Source organism: Mechercharimyces sp. CAU 1602 (assembly GCF_024753565.1).
Classification (GTDB): Bacteria; Bacillota; Bacilli; order Thermoactinomycetales; family JANTPT01; genus Mechercharimyces.
In genome coordinates this window covers 15618-34077 of sequence record NZ_JANTPT010000004.1, presented here as the reverse complement: position 1 = coordinate 34077, position 18460 = coordinate 15618, and the positions used below count along the sequence as shown (strand labels likewise).

15 protein-coding genes are annotated in these 18460 nt (G+C 42.4%); 12 read left to right on the top strand and 3 right to left on the bottom strand.

From position 1 onward, the window contains the following. Positions 1-2: 2 nt before the first annotated feature. Genes kamB through kamE form a run of 4 tightly spaced genes read left to right on the top strand, consistent with a single transcriptional unit; the run spans position 3 to position 5005 of the window. A complete protein-coding gene (gene kamB / locus NXZ84_RS13925) occupies positions 3-1073 on the top strand; it encodes a lysine 5,6-aminomutase reactivase subunit KamB (RefSeq protein WP_258840955.1) in 1071 nt (356 codons plus the stop codon). Beyond that, positions 1033-2679: a lysine 5,6-aminomutase reactivase ATPase KamC gene (kamC, locus tag NXZ84_RS13920; protein ID WP_258840954.1), complete on the top strand. Its 1647-nt coding sequence runs from the start codon at positions 1033-1035 to the stop codon at positions 2677-2679. Before kamB ends, kamC begins: the two co-directional genes overlap by 41 nt. Beyond that, positions 2679-4262: a lysine 5,6-aminomutase subunit alpha gene (kamD, locus tag NXZ84_RS13915; protein WP_258840953.1), complete on the top strand. Its 1584-nt coding sequence runs from the start codon at positions 2679-2681 to the stop codon at positions 4260-4262. The genes kamC and kamD overlap by 1 nt, the downstream gene beginning before the upstream one ends. Continuing rightward, on the top strand, positions 4259-5005 hold the full coding sequence (kamE, locus tag NXZ84_RS13910; protein ID WP_258840952.1) for a lysine 5,6-aminomutase subunit beta: 747 nt from the start codon (positions 4259-4261) through the stop codon (positions 5003-5005). The genes kamD and kamE overlap by 4 nt, the downstream gene beginning before the upstream one ends. A gap of 46 nt (positions 5006-5051) precedes the next feature. Here the strand turns inward: kamE and NXZ84_RS13905 are convergent, their stop codons facing one another. Together NXZ84_RS13905 and NXZ84_RS13900 are read right to left on the bottom strand one after the other, a co-directional pair. Then, positions 5052-5471, bottom strand: coding sequence for a disulfide oxidoreductase (locus NXZ84_RS13905; protein WP_258840951.1), 420 nt, complete (start codon positions 5469-5471; stop codon positions 5052-5054). Between the two features lie 30 nt (positions 5472-5501). Next, entirely contained in the window at positions 5502-6197 is a 696-nt protein-coding gene (locus NXZ84_RS13900) for a DsbA family protein (protein ID WP_258840950.1), read from the bottom strand. A 273-nt stretch (positions 6198-6470) separates the two neighbouring features. On the opposite strand from NXZ84_RS13900, the gene NXZ84_RS13895 reads away from it, so the two are divergent. The 6 genes from NXZ84_RS13895 (at position 6471) to NXZ84_RS13870 (ending at position 14775) form a co-directional block, all read left to right on the top strand. Continuing rightward, the gene (locus tag NXZ84_RS13895; protein WP_258840949.1) at positions 6471-7436 is read left to right on the top strand and encodes an MBL fold metallo-hydrolase; all 966 of its coding nucleotides are present in this window, start codon (positions 6471-6473) and stop codon (positions 7434-7436) included. A gap of 155 nt (positions 7437-7591) precedes the next feature. Beyond that, positions 7592-9691 (top strand): heterodisulfide reductase-related iron-sulfur binding cluster, encoded by a 2100-nt coding sequence (locus NXZ84_RS13890; protein ID WP_258840948.1) that lies wholly within the window; start codon positions 7592-7594, stop codon positions 9689-9691. Between the two features lie 375 nt (positions 9692-10066). After that, complete coding sequence (locus NXZ84_RS13885; protein WP_258841062.1) at positions 10067-11497, top strand: SulP family inorganic anion transporter; 1431 nt, start codon at positions 10067-10069, stop codon at positions 11495-11497. A gap of 368 nt (positions 11498-11865) precedes the next feature. Continuing rightward, a complete protein-coding gene (locus tag NXZ84_RS13880) occupies positions 11866-12591 on the top strand; it encodes an ABC transporter permease (RefSeq protein WP_258840947.1) in 726 nt (241 codons plus the stop codon). A gap of 114 nt (positions 12592-12705) precedes the next feature. Further along, the gene (locus tag NXZ84_RS13875) at positions 12706-14115 is read left to right on the top strand and encodes a hypothetical protein (protein WP_258840946.1); all 1410 of its coding nucleotides are present in this window, start codon (positions 12706-12708) and stop codon (positions 14113-14115) included. Between the two features lie 18 nt (positions 14116-14133). After that, complete coding sequence (locus NXZ84_RS13870; protein WP_258840945.1) at positions 14134-14775, top strand: ABC transporter ATP-binding protein; 642 nt, start codon at positions 14134-14136, stop codon at positions 14773-14775. A 156-nt stretch (positions 14776-14931) separates the two neighbouring features. Here NXZ84_RS13870 and NXZ84_RS13865 read toward each other — a convergent pair whose 3' ends face one another. Beyond that, positions 14932-15093: a hypothetical protein gene (locus NXZ84_RS13865; protein ID WP_258840944.1), complete on the bottom strand. Its 162-nt coding sequence runs from the start codon at positions 15091-15093 to the stop codon at positions 14932-14934. A gap of 613 nt (positions 15094-15706) precedes the next feature. On the opposite strand from NXZ84_RS13865, the gene NXZ84_RS13860 reads away from it, so the two are divergent. Both NXZ84_RS13860 and NXZ84_RS13855 read left to right on the top strand, forming a co-directional pair. Then, positions 15707-17008, top strand: a complete 1302-nt coding sequence (locus NXZ84_RS13860) for a radical SAM protein (protein WP_258840943.1) — start codon at positions 15707-15709, stop codon at positions 17006-17008. Next, positions 17008-18459: a coproporphyrinogen-III oxidase family protein gene (locus NXZ84_RS13855; RefSeq protein ID WP_258840942.1), complete on the top strand. Its 1452-nt coding sequence runs from the start codon at positions 17008-17010 to the stop codon at positions 18457-18459. The genes NXZ84_RS13860 and NXZ84_RS13855 overlap by 1 nt, the downstream gene beginning before the upstream one ends. Position 18460: the final 1 nt, after the last annotated feature.

The following is an 18460-nucleotide window of genomic DNA, read 5'->3' as shown; positions in this document are numbered from 1 at the left end:
TTATGTTGCGTTCCCTTTTAGCTGAAGAGATCCCGACCTCCGTTGCAGTAATTGGTTTAGCGAAAAATGTGGGGAAAACGACGGTGGTAAATGCGTTAGTCGAAGTGGCGAAACAAAGTAGCATTCCGCTAGGTGTGATGAGTATTGGAGTGGATGGGGAAGAGCGCGATGTGTGGAGTGGGAAAGAAAAGCCTGCTATTCGTGTGCCAGTAGGAACTTTAGTTGCAACAGCTAGTCCGTACTTGGAACGCGAGCGCGGAAACTGGGAGGTGGTCGCCTCCCTCCCACTCATCTCCAGCGTGGGACAAATAATCATTGCACGCGCCAACCATCCGATTAAGCGAGTTACCTTGGCAGGGTTAAGTAATAGTAAAAGTGTGCAAATGGTGAAAGAACGATTTATCAAAGCAGGGGTTAAGTTAACACTGATAGATGGAGCATATGATCGTAAAGCAAGTGCTAGTCCTTTTCTCACAGATCAGGCTGTGCTCGTGGTTGGCGCCAGTATGGGGCGCTCGCTGGCTGCTGTTGTGCGGCAAACGAGGGAAGCGCTAGCACTCTTCTCCTTACCCACCATTACAGAGGGGAGTTGGCAGAAAGCAGGGGAGTTGGCAGTAGAGTGTGGGAAAGTAGTGTTGGTGCGGAAGGGGAAGGTGGAGGTGACTCCCTATTCATCTTTGCTTACGCAGACAGAGGAATTGTTTATCGACATGGTTCAGAAGCAGGATATTGAGGGATTGGCTTTGCCGGGGGTACTGACGGAGCGGATGTTAGTTCGTATGATGCAGGTGAAACGCTCCTTAACGATTTTGGTATGTGATCCCACACGATGCTTTCTTTCGCATGTGCTGGTACGGCAGTTCTTTCGAGCTGGACATCGTTTAGGATACTTGCGCTCATTGCCATTACGGGCCGTTGCCATCAATCCATATGCTCCTCAAGGATATCGTTTTGATCCGGTTCAGTTGAAAAGTGAGATGGTAGCGGCTTGTCCTGGAATCCCGGTCATCGATGTCCAGCAGGATGCATGGTATGAAGATGATGAGGGAGGGGATGGCGATGTTTATTACTGAACAAACAAGCTCTGCCATCGGGTTTGCTTCCCTTTGGTCGCGATTACGGCCACTCACCCCGATGGGGAGACAACGAAAAGGGGAGCACCTCCCTTTTCTTCCTGGTGAAGAGGAAAGGTGGCAACAGTATCTCGATCAACAACAAACTTTGTGGAAGACAGTAAGTCTGGAGAAGTCGTGGGGGCGGTCTATTGAACATGTATTGAGTCAGGTCCCAGATGTGGAACCGATCTTACGTAGACTGGATAGTACAGGACAGTTGGCACTTGCCGATTGGTTTGGGTTGAAGCAATTTTTATGGCAGGGAGAACGCTTGGCTATGTTGTTAAAGCAGGAGGAATGTGTTGCTACTGCTTTCGCGGTGGCGTCACTCCCGTGGCAGTCCCTGTTGCGTATTCTCAATCCAGCTCCTAAGCTTACCCCTACTTTTTCTGTGGATGCTTTTGCGGATTCGTCACTGCAACGATGGAAAAAAACTTGCCGTCAGTCGGAGCAGGCATGGAGAACGTGCCGTGAAAGGGAAATAAAGGCAGTGGAAATGGATTATGATCTGCGGCGTACTAGGGATGAAGAGTGGATAGTGGCACGGGAATCTCCTCACTTAGAGAGATTGAAGCAGGATGCTCGTTTGCGCGTCCAACGGGAAACCATGTTTGATGTCATCTTTATTTATGTGAGTAGTGAAGAGGTACGTGCAAAACAACTAGCGTGGGAAGAGGCGGAAGCGGATAAAGAAAAGGCGGAACAACAGGTGCTGGCCCAACTTTCTCTCTCCTTTCGTCCTCATCACATGGTGTTGCTGGAAGCAGTTGAAGCGGTTGCCCGCTTAGACTTGCAGTGGGTGCGTATGAGGATGGCTATGACGTGGGCAGGAAGAAGGCCATTATGGGAGCGTGAACAAATTGAATTACAACAAGCATATCATCCTCTCCTGAAAGAGGTGATGGATGCGCAGGGCGGAAAGATCACTCCCATCGATATCTGTGTACGGCGAGGGGGAACAGTTATTATCGGCCCCAATATGGGTGGCAAAACAATGGTGCTTAAGACGATTGGTCTTATTTGCGCACTTTCTCAATATGGTTTCTTCGTCCCAGCGCAAGGGTGTCATCTCCCGCTCCTTCCCTATATTGAAGCGTTAATAGGTGATGATCAAGATTTTCATCAAGGGTTATCCAGTTTTGGTGCACAAGTGGTGCGCTTAAAAAAAGTGTTAGCGCGAGAAAACGAGGGGCTCCTTTTATTAGATGAAATTGGGCGTGGGACCAACCCAGTGGAGGGAGCCGCACTTTCAACAGCTATCACCGCTTTTTTAAGTAAGAAAAGGCATTGGACGATTCATATCACCCATTACCATGACGTGTTAACGGTTTTTGGTATTGCTCGTTATCGTGTTGCTGGTTTACGTGCAACGAAGAAGGGAGAACGGGATAAGGAAGAGGAATGGGTGAATCGGCTACAGGCATGTATGGATTATCGCTTGCTCCCTGTTACGAGTGAAGAAAGTGTTCCCTATCAAGCGTTGCAAATCGCTTTGCGTTTGGGGTTACCAGCGGAGATTGTAAGTGAGGCAGAGATGAGGATGAAAGAGGGGAGGAAGGACTGATGCAAGAGCAGTTGCAGTTGGATGAGCATCTGATTACAAGGGCACGACAAGCGGCGGGGCGGATTGCGGGGCAAGTGGATGCGATGGTGGCAGAACGAACGACGGTGGCGGTAGAGCGTACGATCTTACGGTTGTTTGGTATAGATGGTATTGATGCAGACGGGGTGCCGCTCCCCAATGTTGTTGTCGATCAGTTGGCGGAAAAAGAACAGTTGGGGCAAGGGGTAGCTCGCTGGATGATTCAAGCGGTGGCACAGACGGGGCTTCGTCCACAGCAGGTAGCTGAACAAGTGGCGACAGGAGCATTGGAATTAGAAAACCTCGAGCCTTTAGATGATACTCTATTGCGAAAATTGGGGAAAGAGATGGCGAGCGCATCGCTTACTCGCATTGAACAAAATCGCAAGCATCGAGAGGAGTGGATTAGGCGGGCAGGCGATCGACCTCGTCCTTATCTATATGTCATCGTTGCTACCGGCGATATTTATGAAGATGCGCTGCAAGGGAAGTCAGCGGCACGACAAGGTGCGGACGTGGTAGCGGTTATTCGTAGTACGGGTCAAAGTTTGCTCGATTATGTTCCGTTTGGGGCGACGCGGGAAGGGTATGGCGGTACTTTTGCCACACAAGAAAACTTCCGCATCATGCGGCAAGCACTAGATGAAGTGGGGACGGAATTGAATAGGTATATTCATCTGTGTAATTACTGCTCAGGCTTGTGTATGCCTGAAATTGCTGCTATGGGTGCGTTGGAACGGCTCGATATGATGCTTAACGATGCCTTGTACGGTATCCTATTTCGCGATATTAATATGCAACGGACATTAATTGATCAATCCTTCTCACGCATGATTAATTCCTTTGCTGGTATCACTATTAATACAGGGGAAGATAATTATTTGACGACAGCTGATGCGGTAGAATCTAGTCACACAGTCATCGCTTCACAGTTTATTAATGAACAACTCGGTTTTCTCTCTGGACTTCCTTCCAAACAGATGGGAATCGGGCATGCTTTTGAAATTAATCCCGATTTGGAGGATGGGTTATTATTAGAGATTGCTCATGCTCAATTATCGAGACAACTTTTTCCAGATGCTCCACTTAAATATATGCCGCCTACTAAACATATGACAGGTAATATATTTAAGGGCCATGTACAAGATGCGATGTTTAACTTGGTTAGTATCTTGACAGGACAAGGGATTCAGCTTTTAGGAATGATGACAGAAGCGATGCATACTCCACATATGCATGATCGTAAGCTAGCGATAGAAAACGCGCAATATATCTTTAATAATGCTCGTCATCTTGGGGATGAAGTCGTTTATCGCAGTGGTGGTCGAATTGAACAGAGGGCACAAGAGGTGCTACAACAGGCCGTCATTATGTTAGAAGATGTTGAGCGTACCGGATTGTTTACAGCGATTGAGGAAGGTCGCTTTGCTGATGTAAAACGACCGCGTTTAGGTGGCAGGGGCTTGACGGGTGTGATAACACGTGAACAAGGCTATTTTAACCCTTTCGAAGAAATCTTGCGTCAGCGTCTTGCGTTGGTGCAGCGGGAGGGGGCAGAAGCGTGACCATCGACTTTACCAATGTAAGACCGTATGGGGATACTTCTAATGATGGGGCTGTGCAAATCAGCTTCTCTCTTCCGGTTCCGTATGGAGAGGAGGCGCGTGAAGCAGCTCGCCAACTTACAGCAAAAATGGGGTTTGCTGAGCCCCAGGTGTATCATATGGCAGATCTAGGAGAAGGTTTCACCTATTTTATTGTGTATGGACGCTGTGAGCAAGGAATCGATTACGCTAAGATTCAGGTACCTAAACTAGAAAGCGAAGAGATGAGCTTTTATGAAATTAATGCTTTCATTCGCGAGCGCATCGGACGAAAATTAATTGTTTTAGGGGCGTGTACGGGGACAGATGCTCATACTGTAGGAATTGATGCCATTATGAATATGAAAGGCTATAACGGGGAGTACGGGTTAGAGCGTTATCCTGAGATAGATGCATATAACTTGGGAAGTCAGGTCCCCAACGAGGAGTTGTTAGCGGAAGCGATTCGAAAAAATGCTGATGCTCTGCTCGTCTCTCAGGTGGTGACGCAGAAAGGAGTTCATATCACTAATCTGACCGAGTTGGTTGAGTTAGCTGAAGCGGAAGGTGTTCGTGAACGCTTTCTCCTCATTTGTGGAGGGCCACGTATCAATCATGAGATGGCACTGGAACTAGGGTACGATGCTGGATTCGGACCTGGCTCTCTCCCCCCTCTAGTCGCATCCTATATCGCGCAAGCAGTAGAGAGGAAAGAGCAGACATAAGTAGAACAGCCCAGCTATAGGGATAGCTGGGCTGTTTATTTAACTCTTACTTCCGTCCAAGCCACAAACTTAAGGAGATCAAGAGAAAAGCAGTGAATGCTAAAAATGGAATGGTGATAAAACCTAACCAGTTAATATACTCGCCATCACAGGGAACTCCACTTGAGCATTGTGCAACAGCAGCTAAAGCGGGGATTTTTTGCTCTGCATAATGGAATAATGAAATACTTCCCCCGATTAGGCTAAGTGGTAGAGTATAACGTATGATCTGTTTATCATCGCGAAAGGCAGCAATTCCGAGTAGGAGAACCAGAGGATACATCAAGATCCGCTGATACCAACATAGATTACAGGGGATAAAGCCACGAATTTCACTAAAGTATAAACTCCCTAACATCGCGATGAGCGCAATCAACCAAGCGAGGTATATACCATACGTGGATATAAACAGACGAGCATTTTTCATGACTTTCCCCCTTCAATAAAGAGAAACGCATTATTTTAATTCGGCTTCAATCATGGTCCGCAGCGAGTCAAAATCATACGGATCTTCTACTAGCTTGCCGTTAACAAACAGGGCGGGAACACTTTTTAGGCCTGCTTTAGTCGCCTCTTGTTTATCAAGATTTACTTCTTTTACATATGTTTTTTCATCGAGGGCTTCGGCAACCTTATTTGCATCAACATCTAGTTTTTCTTTGTTAATCACGTCTAGAATATACTCCTTCGTTGCCCAAATCTCATGGGGATCCCCTTGATTGCTATATAGATAATCGTAATACTTCCAGAAGGCGTCTGGGTTTTCAGCGTAGATCGCTTCTCCCGCTTGTGCAGCTGTGTTGGAGTCTTCCGACACCACAGGTAGATTCATAAATTGAAACTTTACTTTCCCTTTATCGATATACTCTTCTTGTAGCTGTGGAAGGACACTATCATAGACAGTTTTACAATGAGGGCATTTAAAATCACCAAATTTTACTACAGTTACAGGTGCGTTTTCTTCCCCTTTAAACTGCTGGTTATCCGCTGCAAAAGTAAAGGCAGGCGCATCTGCGGCGTCTTCTTGAGAGAAGACGAGAAATGCGATTGCGGCCACAAGTACAATCACAATGGTGCTAATCATCATGGTTTGCATTCGTCGTTTGCGTGCGGCCTCTTGTTTCTTCTCCAAGCGCTCTTTTTTATTGGACATGTTGTCACCTCGTTTAATTATATGGTTTAAAAGAAAGTCTATTGATTTTGTGAGAAGGTATCATTACGAGAGTGAATCGAATAGACTGAAAGTAGGCTATAATACAATTAGGAGGGTAGGGTATATAATAGGAATAGAGACCTCCCTTTATCTCATTTTCTAGTATCGCATATTTAATAGAAAAATCCAATCATAAAAGGGCATAGGATACAAATGGTTGCTAGAGAGCTAGTAGTTTAATGAGCGTAGGTGGCGCGATAGGGAGGGACGTGCATGGGAATTTGGTGGAGTATAGTAGCACTACTGTTAGTGTTATTACCTTTAACATATATTGGTGTTCAATATTGGTTACGTCTAGGTAGAATGCAGAAAAAAGGAGGAAATAACGCCGTACATAAGCCTCATCCAGCTGTATGGAAGGATGAAGAGGTGACTGTTACGTGGATTGGACATGCTACTGTGTTGATCAACTTCTTTGGAACGAAGATTCTCACAGATCCTGTTCTGGGGGAACGTATAGGGATTCACGTGGGGGCAGGGATACAGATGGGGCCCAAACGAATTACTCCCGCAGCATTATCGATCGAAGAGGTGGGAGAAATCGATCTGGTATTGTTGTCGCATGCGCATATGGATCATCTCGACTACCCCACGCTGGATAAGATATTGCACAAGGAGATAGAGGTCGTGATTCCCAGCGGCATCGATAAGTTGCTTCGTCGCTATAAGTTTGCCTCCATCCGTCAGTTGCAACATCATGAAAAGGTAGCGTGTGCGGATGGGATTACAGTAACTGCCATCCCGGTTCGTCACTGGGGAGAACGCTTTCCTTGGAGTCGAAACCTAGGATACCAAGGGTATGTGCTTGAGAAGAGAGGGGTACGCCTTTTCTTTGCTGGAGATACGGCGTATACACCTACGTTTGGTGCGCTACAGGCAGAGGGTGCAATAGATGTCGCGTTTATGCCTATCGGGGCGTATAGTCCTGATTCCTATCAACGTAACCACTGTACCCCTGAACAGGCGTGGGAGATGTTTAAACATATAGGGGCTCGTTGGATGGTACCTATCCATCACAGCACATTTATACTTTCCCAGGAGCCAGTAGAAGAGCCACTGGAGAGGCTATATGCGATAGCGGGGAGTGAGGTAGATCGCATTAAGGTTCACAAACAGGGAGAGGTGTTTACCATCCCTGCCAAAGATGCAGGTTTAAAACAAAAGATGGGTGAACAATAATGGGATAGTGTCTCATATTCCCTTTGAAAAAGAGAATGAATGCCCGCTCATTTTGTGATACAATGATGCTATGTGTGATTATAAAAACGGAACCGTTTCTTAGTGTGTGAATGATGATACTTTGAAGAAGATGAAAGAAAGGAGCGACAACGAAGATGCCTATGTTACAGATCATAAACCTACTTCTCTTTTTAGCAGTCGTGGGTTATGCCATCTATTTGGTTTCCTACATCCTCTACAGTCGGTATATGTTCGTGAAGCTGGGTAAACCAGCCGATCTTAAAAAGGATTTGGGTCAGCGTGTTAATCAGACGATGGTTAACGTTTTTGGGCAGAAAAAGCTTTTAAAAGATACCAAGAGTGGTATCATGCACGTGGTGATGTTTTATGGATTTATCGTGATCCAGTTTGGTGCGATTGATCTATTTTATAAGGGTTTATTCCCTGGGAAGCATTTACCGCTCCCAGCGTATGGAGTATTTACATTTATTCAGGAGTTTGTTGTTTTCTCCGTATTGTTGGCAACAATATACGCTTTTTACCGTCGTTACGTCGAGCAATTGGCGCGCCTTAAGCGTGGATTTAAAGCGGGGTTAGTTATTATTTTCTTAACCTCACTGTTAACATCTATTTTATTTGCAGCAGCGTTTGAACAAATTTGGTTAGGAATTGAACCTTCATGGGAAATGCCAATTTCGTCGCTATTAGCCTTCCCATTTGCAGGTTGGATGTCGGCGACAGCTGCAGCGGTACTGTTTTATATCTTCTGGTGGATTCACCTTATTACAGTTCTCGCTTTCGCCGTCTATGTACCGCAATCGAAACACTTCCACTTGATTGCAGGGCCGATCAATGTGTTCTTGAAGCGTACGGATCCCCCTTCAAAGTTGCGGACAATCGACTTTGAAGATGAGTCACTAACCGAATACGGTGTAAGTAAAATTGAAGATTTCCATGAAAACCAACTGATTGATTTATATGCTTGTGTGGAATGTGGACGCTGTACCAATATGTGTCCCGCTTCCAACACGGGGAAAATGCTTTCACCGATGGATTTATTGGTGAAAATGCGTGATCACTTGACGGATAAAGGGGCGGCAATTACTTCGCGTACACCATGGATGCCAGCTTTTGCATTTAGTGGGGCGAACGAAGCAGCACTAAACGTAGGTGTGACCAAAGAAGAAGATGGTACTTATAAGTATCCGATCGACTTGATCGGTGACGTGATTACGGAAGAAGAGCTGTGGGCGTGTACTACGTGCCGTAACTGTGAAGACGCTTGTCCGGTCTCCAATGAACATGTGGATAAAATCATGGATATGCGTCGTCATCTCGTATTGACTCAAGGAAAGATGAGCCCAGAAGTGGCGCGTACCTTCCAAAATATCGAACGTCAGGGCAATCCATGGGGATTAAGCCGTAAAGATCGTGCCAAATGGACTGAGTCGGCTGATACTGATGTACCATCGGTAAAAGAGAAGAAAGAATTTGAGTATCTGCTATATGTAGGTTCGATGGGTTCTTACGATAATCGTAGTCAAAAGATCACGCATTCATTGGTAAAACTCCTCAACCAAGCGGGAATTGACTTTGCGATTCTCGGAAAAAAAGAGAAGAACTCTGGAGATACGGCTCGCCGCCTTGGAAACGAGTTTCTCTACCAACAGTTTGCGATGGATAATATTGCGTTGTTTGAGAAGCATAACGTAAAGAAGATTGTTACAGCTGACCCTCATGCATATAATGTCTTCAAGAATGAGTACCCAGATATGGGCTTAGAAGATATTGAAGTGATGCATCATACGCAGTTGTTGGCACAGTTGATTCGTGATGGACGTCTCACCCCTACCAAAGAGGTGAACGAGCGTGTCACGTTCCACGACTCTTGCTACCTGGGTCGCTATAACGATGAATATGAGGCGCCACGCGATATATTCCGTGCTATTCCAGGGATCGAGCTCGTGGAAATGGATCGTAATCGTGAAAATGGAATGTGTTGTGGAGCAGGTGGCGGCTTGATGTGGATGGAAGAAGATAAAGGTGTGCGTGTCAACGTGGCGCGGACGGAGCAAGCGTTAAAGGTCACCCCATCTATGATCGGTAGTGCTTGTCCATACTGCTTAACCATGTTAAGTGATGGTACGAAGTCGAAAGAGATGGAAGAGCAAGTGAAGACGATGGACGTAGCGGAAGTATTAGCGATGTCAATCGAATTTGATGAGCATATTGAAGTTGCGGACGGTGTGCATTAAAAACGGATGCTTTAAGCTGATAAAAAGAGGTCGCGGGTTATTGACGCGACCTCTTTTTTTGTTGGTGGTAAATCTGGTAAATGGCACTGGTTGCGAGATTAACGTTCAACTACATAGAAAATCGTGTTATAATGGACAAGTCTTTTAGTGGAGCGGGTGCAATTATTTTTTATAAGCGAAGTAGATGCTTCTTCATAAGGTGCTTTGCTACTGTGTGAGGAAGATTGCTTCGTGTGCGGCTTGAAGTTGGATAATGATACGTCAATTTCGAACCAACGAGGTTCGTTTTTATTTTTGTGGATAAATATAGGTTCGGCTAGTGAATGAATCTACTAGAAAGAGGGATGATGTTTGGAAAATAATATTAGTCGTTATATGCAGCAATGGACAGGTAACATTCGTGGCGATGTATTGGCTGGGATGACGGTGGCACTTGCCCTGATTCCAGAAGCGATTGCATTCTCCATCATTGCTGGGGTCGATCCCATGATGGGATTATATGCATCTTTTTGTATTGCGGTGATCATCGCCTTTGTTGGTGGTCGCCCAGGGATGATTTCAGCGGCGACAGGGGCAATGGCCCTGTTAATGGTGACGCTGGTAAAGGAGCATGGAGTAGAGTATTTGTTAGCAGCGACTGTGCTGACGGGCATTATTCAATTTATTCTCGGGCTTCTTAAAGTGGGTCGCTTTATTACGTTTGTTCCTCATTCTGTTATTATCGGTTTTGTTAATGCACTTGCTATCTTAATTTTTATGGCTCAACTCCCTCATTTTGTGGGTGCATCATGGGTGATGTATGCGATGGTAGCGGTAACGTTGCTTATTATTTATTTGTTACCGCTTATTACAAAAGCTGTGCCATCACCATTGATCGCGATTATTGTGATGACAACAGTGGCGATTACGATGAAGCTAGATCTTAAAACGGTTGGCGATATGGGAGAAATTACACAAGCGCTCCCGTTCTTTAAGATTCCTGATATTCCCTTCAACTTAGAAACCTTAAAAATTATTTTACCTTATTCCATTCCACTCGCTTTGGTTGGGTTGCTGGAGTCATTGTTAACGGCTACGATCGTAGATGAGGAAACGGATACAAAGAGTAACAAGAATCAAGAAGTACGAGGACAAGGGATGGCAAACGTCGTTACAGGTTTCTTCGGTGGCATGGCAGGTTGCGCCATGATCGGACAGTCGGTGATCAATGTGAAATCAGGTGGACGAGGTCGTCTTTCTTCCTTTGTAGCGGGTGCTTTTCTGCTTTTCCTCATCCTTGTCATGGGTGATATTGTGAAGCAAATTCCTATGGCAGCCTTGGTTGGGGTCATGATCATGGTATCGATTGGAACTTTTGATTGGGGTTCAGTACGAAGTATTGCACGTATTCCGCTGACCGATGCAGTGGTAATGGTAACTACAGTCGCTATTGTGGTTGTCACACATGATCTTTCCAAAGGTGTAATCGCAGGAGTTATTATGAGTGCACTCGCTTTTGGATGGAAAGTGGCGAAGTTGCATACTGCGGTATCAGAAGAGGCAGGGAAGAAAGTGTACCACGTATCTGGACAACTTTTCTTTGGTACAATGAGTCACTTTGTGGATCTCTTTGACTACCAAGCAGATCCAGAGCATGTTGTGATTGATTTCACGACGGCGCACGTTTGGGATCAATCTGCTGTTGAGGCGATTGCCAAAGCACAAGCCAAATATGAAGGTCGTGGCAAAAAAGTGACGATTCGTGGTTTAAACGATGAAAGTGAAGCCTTGGTGCGGCGGATAGGGTTATCTACATCAGGGCATTGATAAAAAAGAGCTAGATTCATAGGCCAAGTAGCGACCTTACTTCTAGAAGCAAGGTCGCTACTTGGGATTATAACTTCTATTGGCTGGCATCAAAGGTTTTCACTACATAAGTTAATCGGATTGTTAAGCTACTAGTGCGGTGGATCGAGCTATCCCAACTAAAGATCATTACAAAATAAATTCTCCTAAAATTCTTAAATAAATCACATGTAATGTGAGAAAGTGTAATAGCATTTGAGTATTATAATGAGAGTACCTACTGCCATTTTGCTTGCGGTAGGTACTTGAATGCTTATTGAAAGGCTGTGAATATGCACATGGTGCACCAATTAAAAGTTGAGATGATGAGAATGATGTCTCACAGAAGATTGTTTATATGGTTAATCATTCTCTTGGTCCCCTCTCTCATACAGTATAATATGGTTAAAGAGGGGTATGTATACTTTAGACCGGTTGAGTTTTATCAAGAACTCCTCTCAGGATTTATCCCTTTGTTATTTCCGCTTTTTATGATTGTAATTTATGCGGATAATATTGTTAGTGAACGTAAACATGATTTTATATTGTATACACGAACACGAATTTGGCTCCCATCTTATATCTGGAGCAAAATCATTGTTAATGCGCTAATGTCCTTTGTTCTATCTTTCTTACTTGTTTTTCTGCCTTTTCTTTTTGTCTTTTATATTGAACCTCATTTATCATTTGTCACATACTCCCCAGTGGGAACGAACACATTATCTGCTACTACATTTGATCAACTGTTATCATATGGAACCTTTATTTATGGAGTGACCTATGCAAGTTGGGTTGCTGTAAACGGAGTAGTGTATGCTACGCTTACCATGCTATTGGTGCTTGCCATTCGCAATCCGCTTCTCTCCCTGGCACTTCCTTTTCTTTGGTACCACATATCAAACTTTGTATTCGCGATACTAAAGATTGAAATTTACTCGCCTCTGTTTACTATATTTCCTTTCGGTATAGAACAGCAAGAATTATGGACCATTCTTATCCCATATTCGATCTTATGCTTATTCATTGGAATAACAGCCCTATACCTCTATAAGAAACCGTACGAATGGATGAATTAAATGACAAAATTAAAATATGAATGCTCCACCTTCTTACATAAATTCATTTCATATAGGTGGATATTTATTTCTATAGTAATTTTTGTATTCGGATTAAATATAAAGAGAGAGTTAATGAACGAGGCGTTGCAAAATCAAATGCACTTTAATCAGTGGGATATGATTTTAACTTTGTTAAGCGAGATTTATTTAATCATATTCTTCATTCTCCCTCTTATTCTTTATATTATGATACGGAATATTATCCTTGATTTTGAGTATCACACCCTGATCAGAGTGGGCTCCTATAAAAAGTGGGTGTATCGGGTTCAGAAAGACTTTTCATCCTCTTTATTTATCCTCTTATTTGTATGGACGTCCATTTCGTTTTTTCTCACTATCGGAGTTCCTGCGGAAAGCGGTTGGAGTCAATTAAGTCAAGTTGAATCAAATTTTAATACAGTTTCATGGACGTTACAAATGTTCTTCGATCGTCCGGTTTTTGCAGCTTTGGGGCAGTTAATATTGTGTGCCTTGGTCTTATCCTTCATTCACCTATTGCTTGCTCTTGCCTACACCATAGCGAAAAGCAAAACATTCATATACATGATGGGAGTAGCAGTGTTTTTGGGGGCTATTATATCATTTAAAATTTTCCCCCCAACTTTAGAATGGATTTCATTGGCAAACTATCTTACGCTCGCGCATGGAGCAACAAATCTAGGCTCACCGTATTTTGTTTTTATGGTCCCATGTATGTTACTAATCCTTGCTCTGTTTGTATTACATCATATCGATCTAAATCTGCGAAGTTTTATTACTCTCATCTCCTCTATGGGTGGTTATATCTTATATATATTTTTGTGCATATCTGGGGTTATTTCCACTTCGTATAGTCTGAAGCAAGAAGAGATTACGATTTGGGATGCGTGGCTACTTACGTTTTATGGCTCTACCAATGAAAGCTTTCAGATTCTTTCGTTCATGTACTACTTAATTGTATTTTTTGGTTTTCTTTACTTTATACAACTCTATTTTCAAAGAGAGTTGTCTGAAATAGGCTTTTACAAGATTATACGCTACCAATCTCTAAACAAATGGGCGTATGTTTGTTTACGGAAAATAGTGCTCGCAACGTTCGCGTTTCTGCTCATATTGTTTCTTATATCCATAGTAATCCTGTGGTTGTTTGGATTTTCACCCATGGCGGAATTGCGAGTTTTCCCAGACCTTTCGTTGCCGATGTTGTTTTATCAATACTTTATCGTCGGCTTTCTACAATTGTTTGTTTACACGTTGATGGTTTTTATTGTTTCATGGAGCAGTAAAGAGGGAAGTCATAGCTTGTTTTTAGTAGGAGCACTTATCGTGCTAATGCTCCCAGGGCTTAATATCGGGTACCTTCTCCCTGTCGGTCAAAATGCTTTAGGACTTGCTGCTGTGGGTATTCAATGGGGACATTCAACCTTCGTCTTATCCTGTACGCTTATTATCGAAGCGATCATTATTTATTACCTACTTAACAAGAAAGATATACAAATCTAAGCAGAAGGCGTGATCACAGTGGCTTTAATTGAGATCGTAAACGTTAGTAAATCATATAAAGGGAATACCTTATTTGAAAATATAGACTTAACAATAGAAAAGGGACATATCTACGGTATTGTTGGCAGTAATGGCTCCGGAAAGTCAGTGTTGTTTAAAATGATGTGCGGCTTTGTCTTTCCAGATGAGGGCACTATTCGGGTGAGAGGGATGGAGCTAGGAAAAAACAAACGATTTCCCGATGGTTTTGGTATCATCATTGACCGTCCAGGTTATATGGATAATCTCACAGGTTTTGATAATCTAAAAGCTCTTGCGATGATTAAGCAACAAATCTCAGATGAACAGATTAGCTCAGTCATGAAATTAGTCGGTCTTCAGCCGCACGCAAAACAAAAGGTGAAAAATTATTCTCTTGGTATGAAACAAAAACTTGCTCTCGCTCAAGCAATAATGGAGGAACAGCAAATTTTGATTCTCGATGAGCCCTTTAATGCCTTAGATCAAGAGAGTGTGGACAATATCCGTCAGTTGTTGCTCACCTTTAGAGAAGAAGGACGGACTATTATTTTAACCAGTCATAATCAAGAAGATATTCATTTCTTATGTGATCATATCTATCGAATACAGAATTACAAATTAATCGCTCATACCCAATGATAGTCATCCAGTAAACACGAATGCTTTAATAGAGGTACTTTATACCGATGTGTTATGAGGCATGGCACGGGCTACGACTTTACTTCTGAAAAATAAAGTCGTAGCCTATTAGCTAGCTCTTTTTTATGCATGTGTCCGAGCTAAACGTCGAAGTATTCACTTGTCGAGAAACCAGAAAAAGAAAGCGGCGAGGGTGGCCGTTAAAGGGCGACGAGGGGGCATTCGTTTGCGGTGATGAGTTGTTCTATTTTCATAAACTTTAGTTTCCTTTTTCCACTGCGTGAGGGCTTGTTTACGGTATTTGGTTTCAAATAGCATCATGACATCCTCCCGAGGTAGAAGTGGTCTACTTCTTAGCTAGTCGTGCTGTCGAGAATCGTTCACCTGCTGTTGACCGTATTATAATGAAGTTTTCCTCGCTTGTAAACGCTTACAAAAAGAATATAGTAAGGTCATTATACAATGACGTTACCGCTAATATAAAATAACGGACTGCAGAAAAATTTACAAACTTTTATATTTAAAAGATAAAATCAAAGAAAAAAGATATTCAATTTTGAATCGGATGTATATTCATCTTCAAGTGATTATATCATGAGTAATTTCAGTCTATTTCGAGTATATTGCGATTAAATCCTCTTAAATCGATCTTCTAATATAATACTAATGTCTATAAAAAAATTAAATGTCTAAATATACAAATATCTCGAATTGTTTTTTGGTCATTGACAAGTAAATATTCATTATAAGATAATATTTACATCCTACAAAGAAAGGAAGATATCTCATGAAAGACAAGAAATTAGCAACCATTCATATTAAAAAGTCTCAGCAAGGTCTTGTTCTATCTGCAGTTGGTGCTGGTCATAGCGTTAAGAAATAACTGAAATTAAGGGCAGTTTCAAACTGCCCTTATAAAAGGAGTTTTCTTATGAATCAGATTCCTTATCAGAAGAGTATGGGCGGCATTGTAGCAATGCTACCTGATGGTAGGGTTGAACTGTTAAAGCCCGAGTTTGAAGATACAATTACATCTCTACATAATCAAGATATTACTATAACAGATATAGATTTCGATTCGTATATCTTGGAAGAATCGGTTGTGGACTTAAACAAATTTCATCTGAGTTCTCCCGTAATTGCATTTATAGAGATAACAAATCTTTGTAACCTTAGGTGCAAGCATTGTTATGCTGATTCTGCAGTAAAGCGACCGAATGAGATGTCAACGGAGGAGATTTTTTCTCTCATCGATCAGTTGGCTGATATGGGAGTATTACAGGTTTTTCTTACTGGAGGAGAGGTCTTCTCGCATAAAGATGCAGTGCCAATCATTCGTCATGCTATGAGTAAGCCCTTTTTGACTCAAGTATTTACTAATGGATTATTAATTACTGAAGAAAAGTTAGCTCAATTACCTCCAGGAGTTTCATTTTTTATTAGCTTTGATACCGCCGATCCAGAACGTACGATTAGGGGAGGGATGGATTTTCCCAAATTACGTAAACGATTTGAATGGATGGACAAGTACGGACATAGTTTACGGACGGCTATATCTGTTCATCGGAATAACTTAGATGATGTTGAAGAAATCTTTCAATGGTGTGTAGATAACGGATATCCACGGCCTCAATGGCTGGAGACGCATCCCATTGGACGGGCGCTTTTACATCCCGATATTCTTTTGCAACAAGAAGATATTGATAAGGTATTTGATATTTATAAACGCTGTATGGATCGTTTCAGTCAAGGACCAGATGATCAGGATCTGTCTACCGCAGATGCCGAGGATGAGATTTATTCTGTTCAGACTATTAACTTTGCTCAACGTTTGGAAGAAGCAACAGGTCAAGAAAAGTGCGGTCGTTCAGTAGTTTATATTAATAGTTCAGGAAACACTTATCCTTGTAGCAACTGTATGAGTAATGGCATGTATTTGGGAGGAAATATAAAAGAGGATCCTTTTCAATTGATTTGGGAAGATGGCTTTGATGACTTTCGCTCAATTACTTTTGACGACTTCAAGTCATGCCAAAACTGTGAGATATATCAGTCAGATATCTGGTGTCAGTTTCGATGTCCTCCACTAGCAAAAAATGTTTCCAAAGATGAACTAGGTTGCGGTGCAACAGAGTATATTAAACAGTTTATGCTGCTTACGAGGGGCTATTGGGAAGAAAGACAGAAGAATGAATTAGGATTGACTCTAATAGGGAAAAGGAGTGAATATTAATGAAAAGTCATACATTTACCTCGACAGGTGAATTAAATTTAGGTAAGCTTTTGGAACGTCATCCAGAACTGCAAATTGACCGCGACAATTACAATATTAATGTTACTGCAAATTATGGAGCAAAGTTATCATCCGAGGAGTTATTTCAACGGTATGTTGAGCATGATGGTTATGGTAAGCCGGCTCATCTTTATTTCCATGTTCCCTTGTGCTCTTATATTTGTCACTTCTGTAACTATGTAAAGAAGCTCCTTCCAAACAAAGAAGGAAATGATGAGATTTTGAATGAGTGGACTCATTTGCTGATCGAAGAGTCTAATCGTTATTTAGCACGTGTACCCTGGTTACCAAAAGCGCGGATAGAATCTTTTTATATTGGAGGAGGAACGGGTTCTCTTTTAAAAGCTGAACAATTATCAAAAATCATGGATCATGTAAGAGAAAATTATTATTTAACTCCAGACTGCGAAATTTCCTTAGAGGGTAATCCAGATAACTATCAGAATGATGAATTGGAACAAGCTATTTCCCTTGGGTTTAATAGATTTAGTGTGGGTGTTCAATCTTTACAAGATGAAGTTAATCAATTTGTTGGTCGTAAGCACGATAGTAAAATGTCACTAGATGCTATTAACAAGCTTTTAGCAACAGAGAAACCTTTTAACGTAGATATCATGTTTGGTTTGCCATTTCAAACTCCACAAAGCGTTGCTAATGATATTCGTGTTTTATGTGAACTAGGTGTACCTACCATAACGATATATCGACTTCGAAATGCAGATCGTCAAAGTATGGGGATTGGAAATCGGTCTTTATGGAATGTTCCAAAACATAGGGAGAGATTGGAAAGAGAAGGCTTGTTTCCCACGCTAGATGAAACTTATCAAATGAGAGAAGCTGTCTTACAAGTCTTTTTGGAGTTTGGGTATCATCCCAGTCCATGTGGTTGGTGGAGCAAACCTGGGGTTTATCCAGAAGGGAATATTCCACGTGTATCACGGAATAAATGGCAAAGATACGACTCCATGATTGCATTTGGTCCTGGGGCATATGGTTGGTTAACCGGTGGGAAGAATGAAATCCTCCAAACACATAACATATCTGATATTAATGCTTATGTTGAACATATGAAGGAGAGTAAGCAGGTTCCTTTATCTTTTGGCCGTAATTTGACTGAGCATGAAGCGGTTTCTACTACATTAGGATTTAACTTTAAGTCAAATCAACCTATCGTTTTTAAAAGATATCTCGAACAATTTGGTGTGGATTTACTAAGTGATGCTCCCTATAAAGATGTGTTTGAAGATCTAAGAAGCAAAGGGTTAATTGAGCAAACAAGTGACGCTTTTATCCCTACGTTGGATGGTGAATCTCTTCATGAAGAAATAATTAGTGTTTATCTTCATCAGCGGATTGGTTCGTTCAGTGAGCCTATTTGTAGGAGAGTATAAG

What these genes read in the sequence shown, in the direction of transcription:
- NXZ84_RS13865 (WP_258840944.1), bottom strand. Translation starts at nt 15,093, where the DNA reads ATGCTATTTGAAACCAAATACCGTAAACAAGCCCTCACGCAGTGGAAA.
- NXZ84_RS13885 (WP_258841062.1), top strand. Translation starts at nt 10,067, where the DNA reads ATGCAGCAATGGACAGGTAACATTCGTGGCGATGTATTGGCTGGGATG.
- kamB (WP_258840955.1), top strand. Translation starts at nt 3, where the DNA reads ATGTTGCGTTCCCTTTTAGCTGAAGAGATCCCGACCTCCGTTGCAGTA.
- NXZ84_RS13905 (WP_258840951.1), bottom strand. Translation starts at nt 5,471, where the DNA reads ATGAAAAATGCTCGTCTGTTTATATCCACGTATGGTATATACCTCGCT.
- NXZ84_RS13900 (WP_258840950.1), bottom strand. Translation starts at nt 6,197, where the DNA reads ATGTCCAATAAAAAAGAGCGCTTGGAGAAGAAACAAGAGGCCGCACGC.
- NXZ84_RS13860 (WP_258840943.1), top strand. Translation starts at nt 15,707, where the DNA reads ATGAATCAGATTCCTTATCAGAAGAGTATGGGCGGCATTGTAGCAATG.
- NXZ84_RS13890 (WP_258840948.1), top strand. Translation starts at nt 7,592, where the DNA reads ATGCCTATGTTACAGATCATAAACCTACTTCTCTTTTTAGCAGTCGTG.
- NXZ84_RS13875 (WP_258840946.1), top strand. Translation starts at nt 12,706, where the DNA reads ATGAACGAGGCGTTGCAAAATCAAATGCACTTTAATCAGTGGGATATG.
- NXZ84_RS13895 (WP_258840949.1), top strand. Translation starts at nt 6,471, where the DNA reads ATGGGAATTTGGTGGAGTATAGTAGCACTACTGTTAGTGTTATTACCT.
- kamC (WP_258840954.1), top strand. Translation starts at nt 1,033, where the DNA reads ATGAAGATGATGAGGGAGGGGATGGCGATGTTTATTACTGAACAAACA.
- kamD (WP_258840953.1), top strand. Translation starts at nt 2,679, where the DNA reads ATGCAAGAGCAGTTGCAGTTGGATGAGCATCTGATTACAAGGGCACGA.
- NXZ84_RS13855 (WP_258840942.1), top strand. Translation starts at nt 17,008, where the DNA reads ATGAAAAGTCATACATTTACCTCGACAGGTGAATTAAATTTAGGTAAG.